Annotated in this window: 29 protein-coding genes; 18 read left to right on the forward strand and 11 right to left on the reverse strand. The window is 33.3% G+C overall.

The window, feature by feature from the left end; translation table 11 throughout:
- Nucleotides 1–109: 109 nt before the first annotated feature.
- Both BFU36_RS02680 and BFU36_RS02685 read right to left on the reverse strand, forming a co-directional pair.
- Entirely contained in the window at nt 110–706 is a 597-nt protein-coding gene (locus BFU36_RS02680; RefSeq protein ID WP_069282069.1) for a molybdenum cofactor guanylyltransferase, read from the reverse strand.
- Nucleotides 684–1,853: a molybdopterin molybdotransferase MoeA gene (locus BFU36_RS02685; RefSeq protein ID WP_069282071.1), complete on the reverse strand. Its 1,170-nt coding sequence runs from the start codon at nt 1,851–1,853 to the stop codon at nt 684–686. Before BFU36_RS02685 ends, BFU36_RS02680 begins: the two co-directional genes overlap by 23 nt.
- 34 nt (nt 1,854–1,887) lie before the next feature.
- Between BFU36_RS02685 and mobB the strand changes: the two genes are divergently transcribed.
- The 3 genes from mobB to BFU36_RS02700 are packed head-to-tail and all read left to right on the forward strand — an operon-like array spanning nt 1,888 to nt 3,810.
- Nucleotides 1,888–2,397 (forward strand): molybdopterin-guanine dinucleotide biosynthesis protein B, encoded by a 510-nt coding sequence (mobB, locus tag BFU36_RS02690; RefSeq protein ID WP_069282073.1) that lies wholly within the window; start codon nt 1,888–1,890, stop codon nt 2,395–2,397.
- The gene (locus BFU36_RS02695; RefSeq protein WP_069282074.1) at nt 2,381–3,109 is read left to right on the forward strand and encodes a CBS domain-containing protein; all 729 of its coding nucleotides are present in this window, start codon (nt 2,381–2,383) and stop codon (nt 3,107–3,109) included. Before mobB ends, BFU36_RS02695 begins: the two co-directional genes overlap by 17 nt.
- Nucleotides 3,106–3,810 carry a class I SAM-dependent methyltransferase gene (locus BFU36_RS02700; RefSeq protein WP_069282075.1) on the forward strand — a complete coding sequence of 235 codons (705 nt, stop codon included), beginning with the start codon at nt 3,106–3,108 and terminating at the stop codon, nt 3,808–3,810. The genes BFU36_RS02695 and BFU36_RS02700 overlap by 4 nt, the downstream gene beginning before the upstream one ends.
- Here the strand turns inward: BFU36_RS02700 and BFU36_RS02705 are convergent.
- Nucleotides 3,797–4,210: a hypothetical protein gene (locus BFU36_RS02705; protein ID WP_069282076.1), complete on the reverse strand. Its 414-nt coding sequence runs from the start codon at nt 4,208–4,210 to the stop codon at nt 3,797–3,799. The genes BFU36_RS02700 and BFU36_RS02705 overlap by 14 nt on opposite strands.
- Nucleotides 4,186–4,608, reverse strand: a complete 423-nt coding sequence (locus BFU36_RS02710; protein WP_069282077.1) for a hypothetical protein — start codon at nt 4,606–4,608, stop codon at nt 4,186–4,188. The genes BFU36_RS02705 and BFU36_RS02710 overlap by 25 nt, the downstream gene beginning before the upstream one ends.
- A 95-nt stretch (nt 4,609–4,703) precedes the next feature.
- Between BFU36_RS02710 and BFU36_RS02715 the strand changes: the two genes are divergently transcribed.
- From BFU36_RS02715 to BFU36_RS02730, 4 genes are read left to right on the forward strand one after another with little or no spacing between them, the layout of a single operon-like run.
- Nucleotides 4,704–4,940, forward strand: a complete 237-nt coding sequence (locus tag BFU36_RS02715; protein ID WP_069284556.1) for a hypothetical protein — start codon at nt 4,704–4,706, stop codon at nt 4,938–4,940.
- A gap of 4 nt (nt 4,941–4,944) precedes the next feature.
- The gene (locus BFU36_RS02720) at nt 4,945–5,580 is read left to right on the forward strand and encodes a metal-dependent transcriptional regulator (protein ID WP_069282078.1); all 636 of its coding nucleotides are present in this window, start codon (nt 4,945–4,947) and stop codon (nt 5,578–5,580) included.
- Nucleotides 5,581–5,593: 13 nt separating this feature from the next.
- The gene (locus BFU36_RS02725) at nt 5,594–5,929 is read left to right on the forward strand and encodes a hypothetical protein (protein ID WP_069284557.1); all 336 of its coding nucleotides are present in this window, start codon (nt 5,594–5,596) and stop codon (nt 5,927–5,929) included.
- Nucleotides 5,922–7,130 carry a glycerate 2-kinase gene (locus BFU36_RS02730; RefSeq protein WP_069282080.1) on the forward strand — a complete coding sequence of 403 codons (1,209 nt, stop codon included), beginning with the start codon at nt 5,922–5,924 and terminating at the stop codon, nt 7,128–7,130. The genes BFU36_RS02725 and BFU36_RS02730 overlap by 8 nt, the downstream gene beginning before the upstream one ends.
- Here BFU36_RS02730 and BFU36_RS02735 read toward each other — a convergent pair.
- Nucleotides 7,109–7,621, reverse strand: coding sequence for an NADH-quinone oxidoreductase subunit B (locus BFU36_RS02735; protein ID WP_069282083.1), 513 nt, complete (start codon nt 7,619–7,621; stop codon nt 7,109–7,111). The genes BFU36_RS02730 and BFU36_RS02735 overlap by 22 nt on opposite strands.
- Nucleotides 7,622–7,745: 124 nt before the next feature.
- On the opposite strand from BFU36_RS02735, the gene BFU36_RS02740 reads away from it, so the two are divergent.
- From BFU36_RS02740 to cyoE, 6 genes are read left to right on the forward strand one after another with little or no spacing between them, the layout of a single operon-like run.
- Nucleotides 7,746–8,819 (forward strand): L-threonylcarbamoyladenylate synthase, encoded by a 1,074-nt coding sequence (locus BFU36_RS02740; protein WP_069282085.1) that lies wholly within the window; start codon nt 7,746–7,748, stop codon nt 8,817–8,819.
- Nucleotides 8,800–9,483: a biotin--[acetyl-CoA-carboxylase] ligase gene (locus tag BFU36_RS02745; protein WP_069284558.1), complete on the forward strand. Its 684-nt coding sequence runs from the start codon at nt 8,800–8,802 to the stop codon at nt 9,481–9,483. Before BFU36_RS02740 ends, BFU36_RS02745 begins: the two co-directional genes overlap by 20 nt.
- Before the next feature lie 31 nt (nt 9,484–9,514).
- A complete protein-coding gene (locus BFU36_RS02750) occupies nt 9,515–9,916 on the forward strand; it encodes a CopG family ribbon-helix-helix protein (RefSeq protein WP_069282087.1) in 402 nt (133 codons plus the stop codon).
- Nucleotides 9,903–10,577: a B3/4 domain-containing protein gene (locus BFU36_RS02755; protein WP_069282089.1), complete on the forward strand. Its 675-nt coding sequence runs from the start codon at nt 9,903–9,905 to the stop codon at nt 10,575–10,577. The genes BFU36_RS02750 and BFU36_RS02755 overlap by 14 nt, the downstream gene beginning before the upstream one ends.
- Nucleotides 10,574–11,518, forward strand: a complete 945-nt coding sequence (locus tag BFU36_RS02760; protein ID WP_069282091.1) for a homoserine dehydrogenase — start codon at nt 10,574–10,576, stop codon at nt 11,516–11,518. Before BFU36_RS02755 ends, BFU36_RS02760 begins: the two co-directional genes overlap by 4 nt.
- A gap of 37 nt (nt 11,519–11,555) precedes the next feature.
- Nucleotides 11,556–12,413 (forward strand): heme o synthase, encoded by an 858-nt coding sequence (gene cyoE / locus BFU36_RS02765; RefSeq protein WP_069282093.1) that lies wholly within the window; start codon nt 11,556–11,558, stop codon nt 12,411–12,413.
- On the opposite strand, the gene BFU36_RS02770 is transcribed toward cyoE, so the two are convergent.
- Nucleotides 12,405–12,956 carry a hypothetical protein gene (locus BFU36_RS02770; RefSeq protein ID WP_069284559.1) on the reverse strand — a complete coding sequence of 184 codons (552 nt, stop codon included), beginning with the start codon at nt 12,954–12,956 and terminating at the stop codon, nt 12,405–12,407. The two genes, cyoE and BFU36_RS02770, sit on opposite strands and share 9 nt — an antisense overlap.
- A 70-nt stretch (nt 12,957–13,026) precedes the next feature.
- Here BFU36_RS02770 and BFU36_RS02775 point away from each other — a divergent pair, with 70 nt between their 5' ends.
- Nucleotides 13,027–13,785 carry an enoyl-CoA hydratase/isomerase family protein gene (locus BFU36_RS02775; protein ID WP_069282095.1) on the forward strand — a complete coding sequence of 253 codons (759 nt, stop codon included), beginning with the start codon at nt 13,027–13,029 and terminating at the stop codon, nt 13,783–13,785.
- Here BFU36_RS02775 and amrS read toward each other — a convergent pair.
- On the reverse strand, nt 13,778–14,833 hold the full coding sequence (amrS, locus tag BFU36_RS02780; RefSeq protein ID WP_069282102.1) for an AmmeMemoRadiSam system radical SAM enzyme: 1,056 nt from the start codon (nt 14,831–14,833) through the stop codon (nt 13,778–13,780). The genes BFU36_RS02775 and amrS overlap by 8 nt on opposite strands.
- 120 nt (nt 14,834–14,953) lie before the next feature.
- On the opposite strand from amrS, the gene BFU36_RS02785 reads away from it, so the two are divergent.
- The gene (locus BFU36_RS02785; RefSeq protein ID WP_231961285.1) at nt 14,954–15,391 is read left to right on the forward strand and encodes a DUF309 domain-containing protein; all 438 of its coding nucleotides are present in this window, start codon (nt 14,954–14,956) and stop codon (nt 15,389–15,391) included.
- Here the strand turns inward: BFU36_RS02785 and BFU36_RS02790 are convergent.
- Together BFU36_RS02790 and BFU36_RS02795 are read right to left on the reverse strand one after the other, a co-directional pair.
- The gene (locus tag BFU36_RS02790) at nt 15,320–15,808 is read right to left on the reverse strand and encodes an adenosine-specific kinase (RefSeq protein WP_069282105.1); all 489 of its coding nucleotides are present in this window, start codon (nt 15,806–15,808) and stop codon (nt 15,320–15,322) included. The genes BFU36_RS02785 and BFU36_RS02790 overlap by 72 nt on opposite strands.
- An 84-nt stretch (nt 15,809–15,892) precedes the next feature.
- Nucleotides 15,893–16,294 carry a hypothetical protein gene (locus tag BFU36_RS02795; RefSeq protein ID WP_069282107.1) on the reverse strand — a complete coding sequence of 134 codons (402 nt, stop codon included), beginning with the start codon at nt 16,292–16,294 and terminating at the stop codon, nt 15,893–15,895.
- Between the two features lie 49 nt (nt 16,295–16,343).
- Here BFU36_RS02795 and BFU36_RS02800 point away from each other — a divergent pair, with 49 nt between their 5' ends.
- A complete protein-coding gene (locus tag BFU36_RS02800) occupies nt 16,344–16,895 on the forward strand; it encodes a hypothetical protein (protein WP_069282109.1) in 552 nt (183 codons plus the stop codon).
- A 70-nt stretch (nt 16,896–16,965) separates the two neighbouring features.
- Nucleotides 16,966–17,511 (forward strand): cupin domain-containing protein, encoded by a 546-nt coding sequence (locus tag BFU36_RS02805; protein WP_069282111.1) that lies wholly within the window; start codon nt 16,966–16,968, stop codon nt 17,509–17,511.
- Between the two features lie 24 nt (nt 17,512–17,535).
- Here the strand turns inward: BFU36_RS02805 and BFU36_RS02810 are convergent, their stop codons facing one another.
- Nucleotides 17,536–18,519, reverse strand: a complete 984-nt coding sequence (locus BFU36_RS02810) for a 3-hydroxyacyl-CoA dehydrogenase family protein (protein ID WP_069284560.1) — start codon at nt 18,517–18,519, stop codon at nt 17,536–17,538.
- Between the two features lie 238 nt (nt 18,520–18,757).
- Here BFU36_RS02810 and BFU36_RS02815 point away from each other — a divergent pair, with 238 nt between their 5' ends.
- Nucleotides 18,758–19,360 (forward strand): haloacid dehalogenase, encoded by a 603-nt coding sequence (locus tag BFU36_RS02815; RefSeq protein ID WP_069282113.1) that lies wholly within the window; start codon nt 18,758–18,760, stop codon nt 19,358–19,360.
- Here BFU36_RS02815 and lysX read toward each other — a convergent pair.
- Nucleotides 19,341–20,189: a lysine biosynthesis protein LysX gene (gene lysX / locus BFU36_RS02820; RefSeq protein WP_069282115.1), complete on the reverse strand. Its 849-nt coding sequence runs from the start codon at nt 20,187–20,189 to the stop codon at nt 19,341–19,343. The genes BFU36_RS02815 and lysX overlap by 20 nt on opposite strands.
- Nucleotide 20,190 lies beyond the last annotated feature (1 nt).

The raw sequence follows: 20,190 nt of genomic DNA on the forward strand, positions 1-20,190 counted from the left end.
TGTTTAGTCCTTAAAATAATAACAAATGTTTATTTTTCTCTTTGTATAGAAGTAATTTTGCTAATGTTAGTCTTTAATTTGATTCCTTAATCTCTATGTAGAGATAGAATTAAAGTAGATTATTTACAATTAATCTTGATAAAGATTTTATTCTTCTAGGTCTTAAAACGAGATCCACAATAGAATTAACGTTAATTGTTGAGTATAAAAATGGATCAGCTCTAATGATCTCTTGACTACCTGCTAAATATGTGGAATGGGATAAGGTAAGTAATTCTGTTAATTTCTTTACTTTAGATAAGTTACGCTCTAGAAAAGCAGTTGAGTAACAAGCCAAAAGTGGTTGAGGTTTTTCGTCAACTACCATAACAATATCGTAACCGTTTTTGCTACATAGGTAATCAGCTATATTGACAGTTATAAAAGGGAAATCACAGCCGGTGATAAACACTTTCCTCTCCTTAACATATTTTAAACCAGCTCTTATTCCCTTTATAGGTCCCATATAGTCTCCATCTTCTACTACTATTATACCTTTAGAGATGACTCTATTAGTTCTAGAAACCACGATGGGGTCTGGAAATTGATCAATTACCCTATCAAGCATAGTCTTAGAGTTTATTTCAAAGGAACATTTGTCTATACCAAATCTTTTAGATAAACCTCCAGCTAAGATTATCGTGTCATAATAATAGTTGTAACTCAACTTCTTCCCCTTTCTTGTACATTACATTTCTCTTTAATATGCCAAAAGAATTAGCCTTTGTCAACTCTTTGTATAGTCCAACTCCCCACTTAAGAGGTTTAGCTGAACTTCCCTCTGTTCGAAACAGATAAATTGAATCCATTTTGTGTTCAACAAATATGTCATCAGCTAAATAACTTTTTACGTATTTTTTTAAATTTACGTTAATTATTTTAGATAATACGGAGAGACCAAATTCATGAAATGCAGTTATAGCTGAGACCACTTGTCCAGGTAATATAATTATTGGCTTTCCATTTACCTTACCAATACTACCTCTTTTAATTACATTTACTGATACTCCTTCAAAGAGTATCTCTCCTAATTTGTTTACAGCTCTCTTTACGAAATCCTTCTCACCTACTGATGAGCCTCCTATGGAGATTAATACATCGGATTTATCTATAGCATTTTCTATCATCTGAGAGACATCGTTTAAATCATCTTTAGCAACTCCTAGATAATTGACACTACCAAATTTTTCTAAGAGTTTAATTATAATAGGAGATATTGAATCTGGTATTTTATGACTCTCGGGATTTCTGAAGTCTGTAATTTCATTACCGTTTGCGAAAATTGAAAAATTGAGATTAGACACTTTTACTCTAAATATGCCTTGCTGAATTAAAAGTCCTAAATGATAAGGTTTTATCTCCTCACCTTTTGTTATAATAACTTCGTTCTCATTAACGTCCTCACCTCTTTCTCTCACGTTCTTTCCTTTTTTTACTTCACCTTTGAAGACCACATAATCATCTTCTAATTTTGAGTTTTCTATAGGGATAACAGTATCAGCATTAATTGGTAATGGTGCTCCAGTAGTTACATAGTAAGCTTCTCCATCTGACAATTTTCTTTCTGTAGTATCAAATGGATAGATCTTCCCTACAACCTTAAATTTCCCATACTTAAGATAATCGTTAAACTTAATCGCATATCCATCCATTGCTGATAGAGACCTTTCTGGTATGCTCTTAATAGCTCTAATCTCACTAACTACAATTTTACCTATAGCATCTGAAATATTAACTTCGCATTCTTTTGGTGTTACATTAAAGCTTGTAGAGTCTATAATTTTTCTTGCATCTTCAAGTGTAATCAATGTCATAAGATGTTATATATTTTTTAAGTTAATATATGATATGGTATGCATATTTCACGTAGTAGGTAAGAAGGATACTGGAAAGACTTCAGTGATAGAAAAAGCGATTAAAATAATTAAAAATAAGGTTAATTATAAAATAGCTGTGTTTAAACATTCTCATCATTTACTTGATTTAGCTGGGAAGGATACTGATAGATTCCGGGAAGCTGGAAGTGATTACATTGTGTTTCAAGAGGGAGAAAGGCAGTCAGTGCTATTTATGCCCAATGTTCTTTCATCTTCTCTGATAGATCTTTTACCAGTAGACATAATATTTATAGAGGGCTTCACGAATTTAGAGCTTGGTAAAAAGTATTTTATACAAAGCCCAGACGAGGTTGATGAGGTAGTAAATAGAATTTTGAGTGATTTAGAAGAATGTGTCAGAGTTAAAGGTTTTCTTCACTTGGATGAAAATAAAGTGGAGGTAAATTCTGAGAAACCTTTATTATTATTACTTTATAACTTATTAAAAGCGTTAGGAATTAGGAATGTCACTCTGGATTAAGGGCTCGGAGATAATATCTCTTAATCCTAACGCCTACGTGATAGATGTCATTTATTTTATGAAGAGAAATAATATTAGGAGATTAGTAATATCAGACTCATCTAAAATTATTGGTGTTTTTACTATTGATATTGCATTGAAACAAATATTGGAAAATAAGATGGAAGCTAAAATGAATGAAATAAAGTTAAAAAAACCAGTTTCAGTCAAATCAAACGATATAAAGAATATAGTAACAGCAATGTTAACGGAAAACAGCGATTTTGTTATATATACAAACAAATATATAATAACAGAAAGAGATATTATTAGTAATTTCAATTGGGAAAAAATTAAGGAGAAAAATTGGGAAATAGCTAGGAAGGCTATAGTAGTTGAGCCTTTTACTAAGATTTCGACATGTGCAGAAAAGATGCTTGGTAATTCTATACGACATCTACCAGTAGTTTTAGATTTGCCTTTAGGAATAGTTAGCGCTAGAGATATAGTGTATTCCTTTGAAAGTATGATGTCATTGAATTCGAATGTAGAAAAGATCATGAACGTTAATTTAGTTGTGGGAGATGCTGAAGATTATGTAAGAGATAGTGTAGAAATGATGTTGAAAAGAAAAGTGGGAAGCTTGATAGTTAAAAGTAAAGATAATAAAAAAGAAACTTTAATTTTCACTAACAGAGATTTAATAAGGCTAATTGATAGATATATTCGATGATCTTCATCTGCCCTATTGATGGTAGTAAAATAGATGATAATCTAATTTGCGAGAAAGGACATAAGTTTAATTTAATTGATAACGGGATCTATGATTTTTTACCTAGTAATGTCAAGATAAAAACTGATCAAATGCTAGAAAGGATAATCCCGATTTATGAGAATCTATGGGCTCCATTGGGTATGTTCATAACTGGACGTACATCATACTCTAATTTTCTCAGAAATATAGCTGAGTTCATTAGCGGAGGCGTCGTAGTAGACGTAGGAACTGGCACCGGAAAAATATTTGATCTCTTGAAATGTGATAGGTGCATAGGGATAGATATTTCATTAAATTTCTTAAAATACATGAAGAAAAAGAGAAAAGATGTCATTGCCGTTAGAGGAGATGCAAGTAACTTACCGATAAAATCCAATATAGCCGATGGTGTTTCTTCAACCTTGGTTTTACATATGTTGCCTAATCCTCATCTGGCTATTAAAGAAATTTCAAGAATTCTCAAGCCCAAGGGTAAATGCGGTATAGCTGTTTTAGCTAATGTCGACTCATTAATGGCCAAAATTCTTTCTAAGATGTGGAAAGTCAATCTAAGACATTATGATTATTATATTAATTTATTGTTGTCAAATTCCTTACAAGTGGTTCAAAGAAAAGAGTTTGGACCTTGGGTTATAATTAAGTGTATTAAGGCTTCATGAGAAGCGTAGCTGATAAGGCTAAGAAACTTAGCCCATTTATTAGCTCTAATACTTTACTTAAAATTCCTATTACAGCTGGAGTATAAACCAAAACTAAGACCCCTGACAGTATGAACAAGAAGAACATTCCTAACAATGCAGTAAAGTACAGCTCTCCATCTCCTGCCAACAATCTGAATAATTTCTCGCTCCCTGTAACTCCATAAATTATTCTCTCTATTCCGAATACTATGCCTATCATGTAGAAGATTATTGGACTAATTCCGAAAAACAACGCAGACTGCAATTGTTCACTATTTATTCCAGTTTTGAATATTAGATACCCTGAGGTTACTAATAATGATATTCCCAAGAGAGTACTAATTAGTCTTTTCTTTAAGTTCTTATTAACGTGGGCCATCCTACTACACCTACAAATTTTTCTCCAAGTTGAATATCAGCTAGCTCCCCTAAAAATATTCCTCCAAGCATTCCTAATATTAATCCCCCTAATCCGCCTAAATAATATCCCAAAACACTACCCGTTACACCACCGATTACTTTTCCTAAATTACTGCTGTTCGTTACTTCGTATATTGTAGCAAAATCACACATACCATATTTTCTATTTTTCGAAAGGTAATAAGAAAGATCAAAAAGTGCCTCTTTTAATTCTCCAATATCTTTTCCCTTAAACAGTGCAACATAGTATTCTTCTATACCATTTCTTCTAAAATATAATGGTATAAAGCCAGCTTGTCTTAACTCTCTAAGGGAAGTGCCTTCTCCTCCCCTTATCTTAAAAATAACTTTATACACATATCAATATATCCAAAGAATTTCTTAATATTTTTTTGTCTGTTCGCAGTTAGAACCTCAGATTTATTTTTATAATAATGATATATTATGGTAGGATGAGCTTCACTAACCAAAAGTTTTATGCTATAGCTAAGGTATATGGCTATGAAATAGAAACTAGATTACATGATCATATATCATCAGCTGTTGATGAGGCTTTCGAAAAGATCACAAGTCTATTGAAACAAGAAGGAATAAAGGGAAAAAAGATAAACGCAGTGATAGAAGTATTTGCAAAGGATGAGAAAGTATCTAATCTAATAGAGAGTATAAAAACTAGAATTTCTATATGAAACTGTGAAAGGACTATCTGAGCCATTAGAAAATTATTTGAAAGAAATATATGAGTTAGAAGAAATTAAAGGTGGAGCTAGAGTATCTGATTTAATTGAAATTTTTAATATTTCTCCCGGAACAATTAGTAAAGCTCTAAATAGGTTAGAAAAATTGGGATTAATAGAGAGAAGTAGTGATAGAAAGATCAAGCTAACGGACGAGGGTAAAAAAGTAGCTGAGAGATTAATAAAATCCCATAGGCTTAGTGAAAGATTGCTTACTGATGTACTTAAGGTTGACTGGATTAGGGCTCATGAGTTAGCTCATAGGCTAGAACACATTTGGCCAGATGATATAATAGAAAAGATTGATGAAATATTAGGTCATCCCACTACTTGCCCTCATGGCCACCCTATTGAGGGCAGAGTAAAGATATATGGGAAGAGACTTTCCCAGTTGAAAAATGGGCATTATAAAGTAATCATGATAATTAGAGAGGAGGAATGGATTTTGAGAGAAGTAACTAATTTTGGTTTAAAGCCCGGGATAGAGCTGGAGGTTCTGAATAATGAAGTGAACAATATAATAATAAAGGTAAATGGTGAAATAGAAAAGATACCTAAAATAATAGCTGAACAGGTGTTAGTTAGTGAATGAATTAAATGATGTAATGAAAAAAATTCTGATTCATATATATAAATTTGGTCCAGATAATCCGTGGTATATGGCTAGGAGATTGCTGGGAGAGTCTGGCTGGAAAGCCAAATATGACGAGACAGTTATTGAAGAAGCTTGTAATAAACTAGAGGAATTAGGCTATTTATATAGGTATCAAGGACCTTTAAAGAAGTACGTTACGTCCTCTGTGAAGCCTTGGCTAAAGGTTAAGGCCAAAGAATTAGGTAATAAACCAAAAGGTATATATTATGACCTAACTAGGCAAGGTAGAAAATTAGCTTCTCAAATCTATAAGGAATATAAGAAAGAGGGAGAAAAAGGTGACTAAAAAATTAATAGATAAAATCTTAGAGTATTCCGATCCCTATAACGCTTTGAAAGAGAAAGTCTCTGTCACTGATAACAAGATTACTGTAGATGGCGAAAGTTTTACTTTTAATAAACCTATTCTGATCGCAGTAGGTAAAGCTTCTATTCCAATGTCGAAGTTTTTCGTTGAGAGAATTCATTTCGTAGATAAATTAATAGTGGTACCTAAAAACGCTAAAGCTGATAACTACGTTATTAGAGCCGGACATCCATTGCCTGACGAGAATAGTATAAAGGCAGGTGAAAAAGCAATTGAATTATTAAATAGTAATGATTACGATTTGGTAATTTTTGCAATATCAGGTGGTGCTTCAGCCATGATAGAAACCTCAGAGCTAAGTTTAGAAGAACTAATTTATATAAATAAAACTCTTATATCCTCTGGTTTAGGAATAAATTCCATAAATATAGTTAGAAAGCATTTATCTAAAATAAAAGGTGGAAAAATTATAAATTATGTGAAAAATAATGCTACAGTTTTGTCATTTATTGTAAGCGATGTGCCTGGGAATGATGTTAGTAGCATAGGTAGTGGTTTAACCGCTGTTGACCATTCAACCTTAAACGATGCGATAAATATATTAAAGAAATTGAATTTACATAAATATATAAATTATTTAACTGAAACTCCTAAGGAATTCAAACATGTAGTAAAAAATTTTGTAATACTTGATAATATGAGTGTTTTAAAGAGATTAAGTACGGACTTAGCTAATTCTCTAATACTGACCTCTGAAATCAGAGGGGAAGCTAAAGACGTAGGCAGTTTCCTAGCTTCAATTTATAATTCCATAGATAGTTACAGTTTGCCTTTAAAGAGGTCTTCTTACATTATATTAGGAGGAGAACCAGAGGTTACAATAACTGGAAAGGCTGGAAAGGGTGGGAGAAACGGAGAAGTATGTTTATCGTTCCTTAAATATGTAAGAAAAAATAATAGTAAATTCGAATTGTTAGCTTTTGCAACTGATGGTATAGATGGGAATTCTGAGTACGCAGGATGCATAGTTAGTCAAGATATAAAGTTAGACGAGAGTGAGATAGATAAGGCCTTAGAGACCCATTCCAGCTACGAGATTTTAGAAAAATATAATGCAGTAATTAAAACTGGTTACACTAATACGAACGTTAATAATATCTACGTATTGAACGCTCCTTGAGTTCTTATTTTCTTCTGTAACATTAGAACAGCTCTAGCTATTGCCTCTGGCCTTATTGGGCAACCGGGAACATATAGATCTACTGGAATTCCAACATCTGACGGCAAAACTGTGTTATAAGAGTTCCAGAAGATTCCTCCTTCTAATATGCAAGCTCCTAATGCTATGACAAACTTTGGTTCAGGCATTTGATCATAAACTATTCTTGCAGCTCTAGCCATCTTTCTGCTAAGAGTGCCTTCTATAATTAGGATATTAGATTGTCTAGCTGAAGAAAAAGGTAACATTCCATATCTTTCTGCATCAAATCTAGCTGCAGCATAAGCTCCAAACTCAGTTCCACAGCACGATGTAGTAAAGTGTGGAGGCCATAAGGAGAACGAAATTCCCCAGTCAATAAGTGATTTGATAGGTTTTCTATCTATAATCCATTTCGCAGCTTTCTTAGCCACTTCATCCAAATTTCCTATTAGCATCGTCTGGTCTGGCATATGTATTTATTTTTAACGAGAGCTTAAATACATTTGCTCAGAGATCACCTCATATCTCATCTTTCGAAAATCTACTTTCATCATCGATAAATATATTTCTCTTAAAAATATAAGGTTAAGGAAAATGACTGATATAATTAAGGTAGATCCTCTATACCCAGAAATAGAGAAAATAAAAATTGCGGCTCAAGTAATAAGGTCTGGCGGTACTGTAGTTTTTCCTACAGAAACTGTATATGGAATAGGTGCAAATGCATTAGATTCAGAATCTGTAAAGAAAATCTTTATTGCAAAGAATAGACCTGTAGATAATCCTCTTATTGTCCATATATCTGATTTTAATCAACTCTTCCTAATAGCTAAAGAAGTGCCTGAAAAAGTGTTAAAAATCGCTAAGATCGTTTGGCCCGGTCCATTAACGTTTGTATTAAAGAAAACTGATATTGTACCTAAGGAAACTACAGGCAGTCTTGATACTGTGGCAGTAAGGATGCCAGCTCACCCAGTGGCCCTAGCTTTAATAAGGGAGAGTGAAGTACCTATTGCTGCGCCAAGTGCTAACTTGGCGACTAAGCCTAGTCCTACTAAAGTCGAACACGTTATTGAGGACCTTAATGGTAGAGTTGATATTATATTAGATGGAGGTGAAACGTTTTTTGGAGTAGAATCTACTGTGATAAACGTTACCGTAGATCCACCTGTGTTGTTGAGACCTGGGCCCTTTTCAGTTGAGGAACTAGAGAGATTTTTTGGAAAGGTTATTTTGCCTGATTTTATTAAGGGAACAAAAGAGGCTGAAGTTGCATTAGCCCCTGGAATGAAATATAGACATTATGCCCCTAAGAAAAAATTAATAGTGGTTGAAGACGTGAGCATATTAGCATCAGTTATTGAAGAGCTAAAGGCTAAGGGCTATAGGGTAGCTCTTTTATGCACTAAAGGTATTTGCAGGAAGTTTGTTAACAAAGAAATTCAAATTATTGAATTAGGCAGTGAGGAAAACTTATATGGAGTGGCTAAGAATTTATTTGATTGTTTTAGGAAGTTGGACACATTAAATGCTGACATTGGAATAATTCATGGAGTTAGTGAAAGGGGTATAGGACTAGCAATTATGAATAGAGCCAGAAAGGCATCAGGTTTCTCCATAGTTTTCAAGAAGGAGGATGTGTGGAAATATGTTGGTGATAGAACTTAATAAGGTAACATCTACTCAAGATTTCGCTGAAGCAGTAAGTAATATGTTATATGAAGACTTCATTGTTATAGCGAAAGAACAGACTAAGGCTAGGGGAAGATTTGGTAGAAGTTGGTATTCACCACCTGGTGGGCTTTGGTTCACCTATGTTAAGAAGAACTTTAAAACCGAAAATATACCTTTGATAGGAGTTAAGGTAGCTATTGCAATCATGCAGATAATTAATAACTTTATCAATTCTAAAATAAGATGGCCTAATGATATAGTGGTAAATGATAAGAAAATAGCGGGAATCTTAATTGAAGCAAGGACTTATGAGAATATTGAATATTGTGACTTATTTATCGGTGTTGGTATTGATACTAATCTGAGGGAATTTCCGCAGGATATTAAGGCTACTTCACTATATCTTGAGCTTAATAAGGAGGTAAATATTAATATAAGTGACGTAATAAGTGAGATAGAAAAATATATAAATCTTAATTCCAAGGACGCAATAGAAATCTTAAATAATAACTTATCGATAAAGGATAGAGTAATAAAGATTGTCGGAGACAATTGGGAAAAAACGTGCAAAGCACTTTTTGTGGATTTCATGGGTAGGCTAATAACCGAATGTGGGATATTTGAGGCAGAGGAAGTATATAGAGTAGATGTAGTTTAATCTTTTTATCTTATGCGTCATCATGATATTTATGAATGTTGAGAAAATAAGTATATCATTACCTAAGGAATTATATAGAGAGCTTGAGGATTTTATGAGAACTAAGAATATTTATGATAGGTCAAGGATCTTTCAAATTGCCTTAAAAAACTACCTGGATGAAAATAAGGAGGATAATGACCAAGTATATGGCATTATAAACATAGTTTATGATCATGAGTTAGCTTCAGATTCTCTAACTGGTATTCAACACGACTATAATGAATATATCATTTCATCTCTTCACGTACATATTAATGAAAGGGTATGTGTTGAAGCAATAGCTGTTAGAGGAGAAAAGAGTAAACTTGTAGAGCTAGTCAATCGATTAAGTGAGAGTAAAGGAATTTTAAAAGCTAGGCTATTAATATCTTACTCATATGAAAAAGCTTGAGATTTCTGATGAGGCTAGAAAATTGGGAATATTCGTAGCTATGAATGAGGTGAGCAATCTTAAAATAACTAAAAATAACTCTTTGGACGAAATTATAAATGCTATAGAAACTAAATACAAGGGGAAAAACGTTGACTCTCTTAAGGATGACCCAGTGGTAAGAGCTTATAGGGATTTTTATTGGAAAATAGGGATTGATCCCACTAAAATTAGACCTAGCGGAGAAGCTCTGAGAAGAAGAGTAATGAGAGGTAATAAATTTCCTAGAATAAATGAGATCGTAGATATTGGTAATATCGCTAGCATTGAAACATTGGTACCTATTGGTATTTATGATAGGGATAAGATAATCGGAAATTTGCATATCGTAATATCCAAGGGTAATGAAGAATTCTTTGATCTAGGTAGTAAAAAAGTGGAAAAATTAGATAAAGGTATTCCAATATTAGTAGATGATGAAGGTAGGGTACTTCACGTTTATCCTCACAGGGATTCAATTATCACTAGCGTAACTTCAGATACAAAAAACGTAGTTATAGTAGGAGCTGGAGTACCAAATGTAGAAGAAGACCTAGTTAAGAGGGCTGTGGATAATGTAGTAGACTTATTAGAGAGGTTTTGTAGTGGTAAAAAGGACTATGAAACCTTGGTGATAAAATGAAACTATTATTAGTGGGTTATGGTAACGTAGGAAGGGCGTTCAGAAAACTACTTTATGAGAAAAAAGATAGGTATCCAATATTACAAGATGTTGAAATTGCTGGGATAGTTACTAGACGAGGTTTTATGATGGGAGATAAAGATGATTTCATCCCTGAGAAAACCATTAATGTGATTGAAGCATTAGATTTTGTAAATCCAGAAGTAGTAGTTGACACTTCTAGCCCTAATTATAACGATGGAGAACCTTCAGTAAGCCTTTACATTAAAGCGTTATCGCGAGGAATACACGTGATAACAGTTAATAAGGCGCCACTAGCTCTTGAATTTCAAAAATTATTTGAAGTAGCAGAAAAACATGGCTCAAAAATAGGTTTTCAAGGTACCGTAATGAGTGGTACACCATCTATAAACTTATATAGAGTTCAACCTTTAGTAGAGGTGTTTAAGATAAGGGGAATATTAAATGGTACTACAAATTACATTTTAAGTAGAATTTATGACGGACTTGACTTCAATAGTGCTCTAAAAGAGGCTAAGGAGAAAGGATATGCCGAGGAGGACCCTACGTTAGATTTAAACGGTTTTGACGCTGCTGCTAAGTTAACCATTCTAGTTAACCTAATGATGAATAGGAATTTAAGACTAAGGGACTTTAAATTTAGAGGAATTCAAAATATTACTAACGAAGAGATAAGAAGAAGTAGAGCTGAAGGTAAAAAAATAAAGTTGTTAGCTTATGCTGACAATTATGTTGTAGAGGTTTCTCCAAAGCAATTAGATCCTCATGATCCCTTATTTAATATAGATGGTGTCGAAAATGCGTTGGAAATTCATAATGAGATACAAAGAATAGTAATAAGAGGTCCTGGTGCAGGACCCATCAATGCTGCTTATGGCGCATTGACTGACTTAGTGCTATTATTAAAAGGATGTTTATGATATAAATTTTTATTCTAATAAGATAAAGATAAATTTGATGAGCTTACAGAATAAGGTTAAAGCATATATAAAACTAGGGAAACTTGGCGTGGTTAGTCTTCTCGATTTGGCAGCTATTGCAGGTGCAATATTAGCTTACAAGATTGGAATGTCTATTTTGCCCATTGTCTTTGTGATTATAGGTGGTACTTTAGGATCTATGGGGGCAATGATAATCAATAGTGGGATAGAAATTGATAGAGATAAGGTAATGTCTAGAACTTCTAGGAGACCTACTGTTGTAGGTTATGTGAGTAAAAAAGAAGCAATACTAGTGGGTTCATTATTAGCATTAATAGGAAGTTTAATAGGTTTTGTGGACAATATCATGACTGCGATCTTTATTGCTTTAGGCGTTATAATATATGTGTTTGTTTACACTATCTTGCTAAAGCCTAGAACTTGGCTTAATATTGTAATTGGAGGATTTGCAGGAAGTGCTGCAGCTTGGGCAGGTTACGCTTCCTTAACAAATTCGTTTAATCTAGAGAGTTTCCTCTTAGGCTTTCTTATATTCATGTGGACTCCGGGGCACTTCTGGTCATTAGCCCTTAAATATAGAGAGGATTATTTAAATGCACATTATCCAATGCTACCAGCAGTTGTTGGAATAACTACTTCTGCCAAGGCGATAGCGATATCTAACGCCTTAATGGTTCCTATAGTCATCTTGCTTTTTACCTACTTAGGCTTGGGCTATTTAATAGCTAGTACCATATTGAGTTTGATATTACTTTTCTTCTCATATAGACTAATGAGAAATCCAAGCAAAGAAGAAGCTATGAGATCATTTATATTTTCAAATATATATCTTACTATAATATTTTTAATTATTATAATTTCTAGATTAATATGAAATATCTATTACCATATCTGCTATTTTCATTGATGAGATAATTATTCTAATATCTATATCCCCGCATTTCCTCCTGATAACTAATTTATCATCACTAATATATGATACTTTAAGTCCAGAACAATTTGCGACTGAAATTAATTTATTATAGTAATATGGGTTTTTAATTTTTGATAAGGCTTTATTGAATACATATTCAAATAATTCATGAGGATCTCTGGCACTCATGTTTATAGGTATCTTAAACTTGATTTCAATGACATCCTCACTGTAAGTGATTGCCATATTCTTTCTGCTTAAAATGAACGATACCGGAAATGGTAAAATTACAGGAATAATTAGTAGATAATACTCTAATTTTGGAAATATATTCGTTAAAAGATAATATGTAGTACCTATAGTAATTGGAAGTCCTAATATTACATATTTTATTATTTCTTTAAAATCTCCATAAATTCTACTAATTATGAATGAAGTTATTGTGTTTCCTGCAAAAGGAATTGCCGATGATAATATTGCTATAATTGTATCCCTTTTGTTCACATATTCCATTATACTTAGTTGCTTAAAAAGATAAATACTGCAGATGTTTATAATACTCGAGGTCTCTTTTATGGAAACAATAATGGTAAAAGAGGAAGATAAATTAGGATGGATAATATTGAATAGACCAGATAAGTTAAATTCAATAAATCTTAAATTGATAGAAGAAACGGAAATTGCACTAAAAAACTTTGCAGTTAATGATAATATTAAGGTAGTAATCATTACCGGTAATGGTAGAGCTTTCTCAGCTGGTGCTGATATTTCACAATTTAAGGAGCTTGATCCTGTAAAGGCGTGGGAATTTGCTCTCAAAGGGAGACAACTCATGGATTATATTGAGAGATTTCCCAAACCGTCAATAGCTATGATAAATGGGTATGCTTTAGGAGGGGGCTTAGAATTAGCATTAAGTTGTGATCTGAGGATAGCATCAAGTAGTGCTGAGTTAGGTCTTCCGGAAATCAATCTGGGAATTTTTCCAGGATTTGGAGGTACTCAAAGGCTCACTAGACTAGTAGGCAAAGGTAGAGCATTAGAAATTATGATGTTAGGTGAGAGAATAAAGGCGGATTATGCAGAGAGAATAGGCTTAGTTAACAAGGTTGTGAGTCCAGATATGTTAGAAAAAGAAACTAGAGAGTTAGCTACGAAGTTAGCAGAGAAACCTACAATAGCGTTAAGATTAATTAAAACGTTAGTGACTTATGGTAGTGACTCACCTATACTAAGTGGTTTAATGATGGAAAGTTTAGGTTGGGGAATAGTGTTTGCTACTGAAGATGAGAAAAGGAAAGTTGAGGAATTTCTATCGAAAAGGTCTAAATGAAAACCGGTTCAAATCTTTCTCTAAACGCGTGTCTAGACAATTTTCCCTTTATTGGCAATTTATAATTACAATACTTACATTTCATGTCTTCAGTTAGGTGCCATTCAACTATGTCAAATCCATATCGTCTAATAACTAATCTTCCACAGTTGGGGCAATAAGTATTTTCATATGGATGACCCGGAACATTACCTATATATACAAATCTAAATCCCATCTCCTTAGCCAACTTATAATGCTTTTCCAACGTTTCTATAGGAGTCCACGGCAAATAATCTAATTTATAGTCTGGATGAAATCTTAAGAAATGAATAGGCGTTTCTGGTCCTAAGTTATCATAAATCTTGTTCAACAATTGTTTTGCTGAATCTAAATTATCACCTATTTGAGGTATAATTAAATCGGTTATTTCCACGTGAATACCTAACTTGTATAGACTCGTAGCAGTTTCAATTATCGGTTCTGGTCCATTGGCGCCAGTATATCTTCTCATGAATTTAGCCTCCCCATTTCCCTTAAAATCTATAGTTACTGCATCCAAGAAATCCTTGACATAATCAACTAACTCTGGAGTCCAATATCCATTAGTCACCATGGTATTAAATAGTCCGTGTTTCTTCGCAATGATTCCTACATCATGAGCAAATTCAGAAAATATTGCTGGCTCGTTATAAGTGTAAGTCATACCATCAACGTCATATCCCAATGCAATTTCAACCACTTCTTCTGGAGATAACTCAGTTCCCTCTGCCCTTCTCCTTTGACTTATATCATAATTCTGGCAATACATACACATCCAATTACAGCCGAAGGTGGAGAAGGAGAATACTTTAGAACCCGGGTTAAAATGAACTAAAGGTTTCTTTTCGATAGGATCGATATGTGCTGCAGCAACTTTTCCATAGACGTCAAGATACAATTTTCCTCCACGAACTGATCTTACTCCACAAAATCCTACTTGTCCTTCATTAATTAAGCATCTTCGCGCACAAGCAACACAACGAATCCTATTAGACTCTTTCCTATAAAGTGTAGCTTCCTTAGACATAATTTAATTTATATCCTCCATAAATATAAACTATTTCGTTTGACAAGCTAAACCTCACTATTTAATATTTATTTCCGGAAAGTGTACATATAATTTCTAATGAGATACATACTGTTTTACATGATTAACCAATCCTTAAACGTAGATGAAATCAAAAAGGATTTACGTAAAAGAGGGGTGAATGTAGTTGACGTAAGAAAGGGTAAATATTTAGAAATAGATGTACTTGATGATCCTACTAAAGTGACCTCTATATTAGGAAGTCCTTTATTCATCACAGATGTTGAACATATGAGTGGTAACTTTGTTGAGTTTTTCTATGACATGAGGTTTTGGGAGTGCCATGAATTTTTAGAAGACAAATGGAGGAGATCTAAGGATGATACGGAGAGAAAATACTTGCAAGCTCTAATATTGATTTGTGCATCCATGATCAAATATCTAAAAAATGATATAAAAACGTCAGACATGCTTATTGATAAAGCCTTATCTCTTATATCCGATCTTCCTCAAGAACTCCTTCCTTTCCTTTATATCCGATTCTGTCTCAACACCTAATGGAGTATATCCATCTACTACGCCTATAACTCCCCTACCTTGATCCGTCTCAGCAACTAAGACTTGTAAAGGATTTGCCGTAGCTGCAAAGATTCTTACTACTTCATCAGTATTCTTTATTCTATTTAAAACATTAATGGGATAGCCATTCTTTAAATAAATTACGAATAAGTGCCCAGCACCTATTTTTTTAGCTTGTTCTATTGCTAATTTAATTAGATCTCCGTCATTGCCATCATATCTGATTAACCGTTTCCCGCTTGCCTCATTAAAAGCAATTCCGAACTTTAGGTTTGGACTAGACGAAGACAAGGTTTCATACAAATCTTCTACCGTCTTGATAAAGTGAGACTGTCCGATAATTACGTTTGTACCTTCCGGTATATCAATTCTAACTACATCTATTTTTACGCTCATTGCAATAATATGTAAGAATATCTCAAAAATAAGTTTTTCAGTGTAGGACCACTACATCACTTCTCAGATGTACTCCCGAACTCCTCATCCACTATTTAGATACGCGTAGTCAATTATAACCTCTTCGTTCTGAGTTAAATTAATAATATAGGTTAAATGCAACTGTGTTACTAGAATCTTGTAACTTCCTGGCGGTAAATTAAACGTTGCGATTCCATTACCATCTGTGAAGTTGAACGTATAAAAAGTATAAGCTGAACCATTATATTTATATATCCATACAGTAGCCCTAGCTAGGGGTGATTTTCCTCCAAAAGGACCGTAGTTCATTATCACATCAACCTTTAATGTGTATAAGCCATTATTTTGAGAATTACCTATATTATTTACATAAATTTCAGTTTTATATTTTAGTCCTTCATATATACCTAATCCCATTAGTATTATTACAATGAAAGCTATTCCGAGTAGTATTTGCTTATTCATCAAAACCTCTCCATTAATCTAATATAAAAGTTCAATCCTAATTTGTTATGTGGCAGATAAACTATATGAAGCGTTCAAGTATGTTATTAAGTATGAGTTAAAATCTTCAATAAGAAGATATATCGTACTGGGAGCTTTCGATGGAATATTGTTAAGTTTGTCGATATTATTGTCTAGTGTAATTTCTCACTTTCCTATTTCTGATATAACTATAGCTGTCTTTAGTGGGACTATAGCAACAGCTGTATCATCAACGTGGAATGCATTAGTAGTAGAATTAGGAGAGAAAAAAGCTGAGCTTGAAAGACTAGAGAAACAAGTCTTAAAGAGCCTAAGAGGAACGATTTATGACTATAGCGGGAAAATTTCTGCTGTATTGTCTGCTATTTCTCATGGTGCTTCCCCTTTTCTAGGCTTATTAGTATTATATGCTTATCAATATTCTCGGAATTATTTGGTTTCCTTAATTTTAGGACTTGTATTCTTAGGCATTTTAGGACTGTTGTATGGGGAGAAATTGAGAGATAAAGCATTGACCATGGTGCAATTAATTATCGCTGGTCTAATAACATCATTTTTAATGTTATTTATAGTAAAATAAACTTTATAATTATAATATTATGTATAGTCCAAGTAATTAATCTTTTAAATCTTCAAAGCAGTATATACATATGCAACTCGTTGAAAGAATTGATCTTCAAACTGAACTAAAAAATAAGGTTAAAGACATATTAAAGGAAATAGAGAATGAGGATTTGAAAGTAGTCATTTTTATGGAGCATACTAGTCCACCTAAGAAAGTGCAGCCTAAGCTGATTAAGTTTTCTAAGGTCTTACCATTATTAGAAATGGTAGCAGAGGAAGGAACTATCGAAAAAGGAGTAGCAAAAGTAATGTTTTATTCTACTTCTACGGAAAGAAATAGAGGACTTACACCTACTATGATGGCAGGATTTCAACTCATTAAACCTAGACATTCAACCAAGCCACATTCCCATAACATGGCCTCAATATATTTAGTGGTGAAAGGCAGAGGATATTCCATAGTAGGTGATAAAAAGTTAGAATGGGAGTCAGGCGATGTGTTTGTAGTTCCAGCTAATGAAATTCACTACCACGTGAATATTGGAGAAGACTACGCTATTCTGTTTGACGTTACAGATTCAGGCTTAATAGAGAATCTAGGAATTTTAGAGTTTAAAGAAGAGGATAAATAATGTAAAAAGACTATAAAAATGTTTTTATTTATTCTTATTATTACCCCTGTTACCCCATACCAGCTTAAACACCTTTATTAGCATTTCGTCTCGCCACTTGGACAGTTCTTGAAAGCTTTTCCCCTTTATTGTCTCATACTCCTTCATTTGATCTATAACCCTCTTTACACCAGTATATGGAAACTTATCCCATTTAGCCAGCGTGGACATCCACTCATTAGCTCCGTATCCAAATCCTCTTGAGAAGAAGTACTCAATACCACCTTCTCCACCTCCTAAATGATAGGTTAAAAATGGTCCCATAAAGGCCCATCTAAGACCAATTGCTGCCGTCATAACTTTATCTATATCCTCTACAGTAGCAACTCCTTCATCTACTAGATTAACAGCCTCTCTGAATAAGGCAAAAGCAAGTCTATTACCTATAAATCCAGGTACTTCCTTCTTTAATACTACTATAACCCTATCTAAACTCTCCATAAGTTTTTTCGTTTTCTCTATAGTATCTGTTGATGTTTTTTCTCCAGGTACAATTTCAACTAAAGGTAGTAAATGAGGAGGATTCCAAGGATGTGCTATAATACCTCTTTCCGGAAATCTATCCATGGCTTTTTGTATCTCAGTCATTAATAGTCCGGAAGTACTGCTAGCTATTACTATTTCTTTATCCAATTTAGAATCAAGATATTTAAATAGCTTCTTCTTAGCATCATAATTCTCTATTATTGCTTCAATAACAAAGTCTGTATTACTTATTGCCTTATCCAAATCGGTTGTCATTGAAATGTTATTTAAGTAATCCTCATATCCCTTATCGATTATTCCTACTTCTCTTAATATTGTTAAATAATTTTTAACTTTCTCTATTCCTTTATTTAGCGTTTCTTGTTTTTCAGTATAGAAGTTTACCTTGTAACCTTTAGTTACGAGCAATACAGTCCAGCCAGCCCCTATAATGCCAGCCCCTATGACTGATACTGTTCGAACATTTTCCATATTTTTAAACATGTATAAACAGTATAAGTATTTTTCCATCCTTTAATTGTCTTGAGAACTAGGCAAAAACTTTACGCCTTCTTTACTGTTTAGCAGTCAATATTCTTAGTTATTAATTCTATTATGGTCCAAAATAATTCATTATACCTTTGAATGGAAAAATCTTGTTCTTTTTAACTGGTTAACTTGTATACTTACGTTATAACCCAAAACTCTTAAAAGTTAATTTTCTCTACTATTTGGGAATACAATGAGTAACGAGATATTGGAAGAAATTAAGAGATATTTAGGTTCAGTTAATAACTCTCTTTTGGAGAGGTTTGATAGCAGAGAGAAACTACTGTTACTTGCTAGAGAATTAATCAGATATTGTGGAGAGACGATCTCTTTATCTCATAGGGGTAAAAAAGAAGAAGCGTTAAAAAAATATCACCAAGCAATAGAAAAAGCTAATGAGATAAGATCTATCATTAAAAACTTTCCAGAAATGCTATATGGTGATGTTGGAACTGCTTTTCAAGAGTTAGCGGAGGCTACTGTGATAATCTCGATGTACTTTAGTGAAAAATTAAAATTACCTAATGAATTAGGAATTCCTGATATTTACTATATCACTGGGATTGCTGACGCTATAGGTGAAATGAGGAGAAGAGTTTTAGAATTGTTAAAGAGGAGTAGCATTGATGAAGCCGAGAAGATCTATAATATAATGGAAGAGTTGTACGAACTATTATGGGGATTTGAGTATCCAAAGTCGTTAGTACCTGGACTACGACAAAAAATTGATGCTTTGAGAAAGATTTTAGAAGAGACTAACCATGATATATTTCTAGCTAAGATCGGTAAGTCTTGATAATATAATCTACTAATTTTTCAGCCACGTTTATTCCGGTAGCTAACATGAAACCCTTGAATTCAGGTACATCATTTAATTCATTTATCACATAACCTTTAGTCGGATGTTCAAGGATATCAATCGATATGAATTCTCCTCTTACTATCTTAGCAGCCTTAACACTCAACTCCTTTAACTTATCATCTAAATTTATTGGAGTAGGATTTCCTCCTAATGCGACGTTAGCTCTCCATTCGTTAGGCGGTATATTTCTGGCGTAACATCCAATAGTTTCCTCACCTATAACTATACATCTTATATCTCTATTAGTATACTTTATGTATTCTTGAACTATATGAACCTTTAATGCACTATTTCCTAACATTTCCCTATGCTCAATTATTGTCTTTCCTTCGTATACGTCTCTGATTAGTGATACTAATCTACCCCAGCTTCCAATTGGAGGTTTATCGATTAGTGGAAATCCAATTTGCTCATATGCTTTCATTACTGCATCTGAAGAGGTTGCAATTATAGAGTCGGGTATTGGAACATCATTTCTGAATAATTTTGAATACGTTAATATCTTATCTCCACAAGTGCTTATAGCTTCCGTGGAATTTATCGTGTGAACTCCTACGGCTTCTAGCACTGCTGATGAATACAAAGCTCTATACATGCTGACTGGTCTTATAATTCCTACATCATATTTTCTAAGTTCTTTATTAAATGGTAATGGTTCTTGTCCAACATTTATTACATCATAGTCAATGCTTTTGCTATTAAGGGCTTTTATTATGAATTTCTCCTCTTGTCTTATAATATCTGTTATTAACGCTATTTTCATT

It is taken from the genome of Sulfolobus sp. A20 (assembly GCF_001719125.1).
Taxonomy (GTDB): Archaea; Thermoproteota; Thermoprotei_A; order Sulfolobales; family Sulfolobaceae; genus Saccharolobus.

Excerpts from the sequence above, each read along its gene's own strand:
- cyoE (WP_069282093.1), top strand. The coding sequence starts at position 11,556 with ATGAGCTTACAGAATAAGGTTAAAGCATATATAAAACTAGGGAAACTT.
- amrS (WP_069282102.1), bottom strand. The coding sequence starts at position 14,833 with ATGTCTAAGGAAGCTACACTTTATAGGAAAGAGTCTAATAGGATTCGT.
- BFU36_RS02790 (WP_069282105.1), bottom strand. The coding sequence starts at position 15,808 with ATGAGCGTAAAAATAGATGTAGTTAGAATTGATATACCGGAAGGTACA.
- BFU36_RS02775 (WP_069282095.1), top strand. The coding sequence starts at position 13,027 with ATGGAAACAATAATGGTAAAAGAGGAAGATAAATTAGGATGGATAATA.
- BFU36_RS02735 (WP_069282083.1), bottom strand. The coding sequence starts at position 7,621 with ATGCCAGACCAGACGATGCTAATAGGAAATTTGGATGAAGTGGCTAAG.
- mobB (WP_069282073.1), top strand. The coding sequence starts at position 1,888 with ATGGTATGCATATTTCACGTAGTAGGTAAGAAGGATACTGGAAAGACT.
- BFU36_RS02685 (WP_069282071.1), bottom strand. The coding sequence starts at position 1,853 with ATGACATTGATTACACTTGAAGATGCAAGAAAAATTATAGACTCTACA.
- BFU36_RS02725 (WP_069284557.1), top strand. The coding sequence starts at position 5,594 with ATGAAAAAAATTCTGATTCATATATATAAATTTGGTCCAGATAATCCG.
- BFU36_RS02795 (WP_069282107.1), bottom strand. The coding sequence starts at position 16,294 with ATGAATAAGCAAATACTACTCGGAATAGCTTTCATTGTAATAATACTA.
- BFU36_RS02715 (WP_069284556.1), top strand. The coding sequence starts at position 4,704 with ATGAGCTTCACTAACCAAAAGTTTTATGCTATAGCTAAGGTATATGGC.
- BFU36_RS02700 (WP_069282075.1), top strand. The coding sequence starts at position 3,106 with ATGATCTTCATCTGCCCTATTGATGGTAGTAAAATAGATGATAATCTA.
- BFU36_RS02815 (WP_069282113.1), top strand. The coding sequence starts at position 18,758 with ATGAGTAACGAGATATTGGAAGAAATTAAGAGATATTTAGGTTCAGTT.
- BFU36_RS02785 (WP_231961285.1), top strand. The coding sequence starts at position 14,954 with ATGATTAACCAATCCTTAAACGTAGATGAAATCAAAAAGGATTTACGT.
- BFU36_RS02695 (WP_069282074.1), top strand. The coding sequence starts at position 2,381 with ATGTCACTCTGGATTAAGGGCTCGGAGATAATATCTCTTAATCCTAAC.
- lysX (WP_069282115.1), bottom strand. The coding sequence starts at position 20,189 with ATGAAAATAGCGTTAATAACAGATATTATAAGACAAGAGGAGAAATTC.
- BFU36_RS02810 (WP_069284560.1), bottom strand. The coding sequence starts at position 18,519 with ATGTTTAAAAATATGGAAAATGTTCGAACAGTATCAGTCATAGGGGCT.
- BFU36_RS02740 (WP_069282085.1), top strand. The coding sequence starts at position 7,746 with ATGACTGATATAATTAAGGTAGATCCTCTATACCCAGAAATAGAGAAA.
- BFU36_RS02745 (WP_069284558.1), top strand. The coding sequence starts at position 8,800 with ATGTTGGTGATAGAACTTAATAAGGTAACATCTACTCAAGATTTCGCT.
- BFU36_RS02750 (WP_069282087.1), top strand. The coding sequence starts at position 9,515 with ATGAATGTTGAGAAAATAAGTATATCATTACCTAAGGAATTATATAGA.
- BFU36_RS02760 (WP_069282091.1), top strand. The coding sequence starts at position 10,574 with ATGAAACTATTATTAGTGGGTTATGGTAACGTAGGAAGGGCGTTCAGA.
- BFU36_RS02755 (WP_069282089.1), top strand. The coding sequence starts at position 9,903 with ATGAAAAAGCTTGAGATTTCTGATGAGGCTAGAAAATTGGGAATATTC.
- BFU36_RS02805 (WP_069282111.1), top strand. The coding sequence starts at position 16,966 with ATGCAACTCGTTGAAAGAATTGATCTTCAAACTGAACTAAAAAATAAG.
- BFU36_RS02705 (WP_069282076.1), bottom strand. The coding sequence starts at position 4,210 with ATGGCCCACGTTAATAAGAACTTAAAGAAAAGACTAATTAGTACTCTC.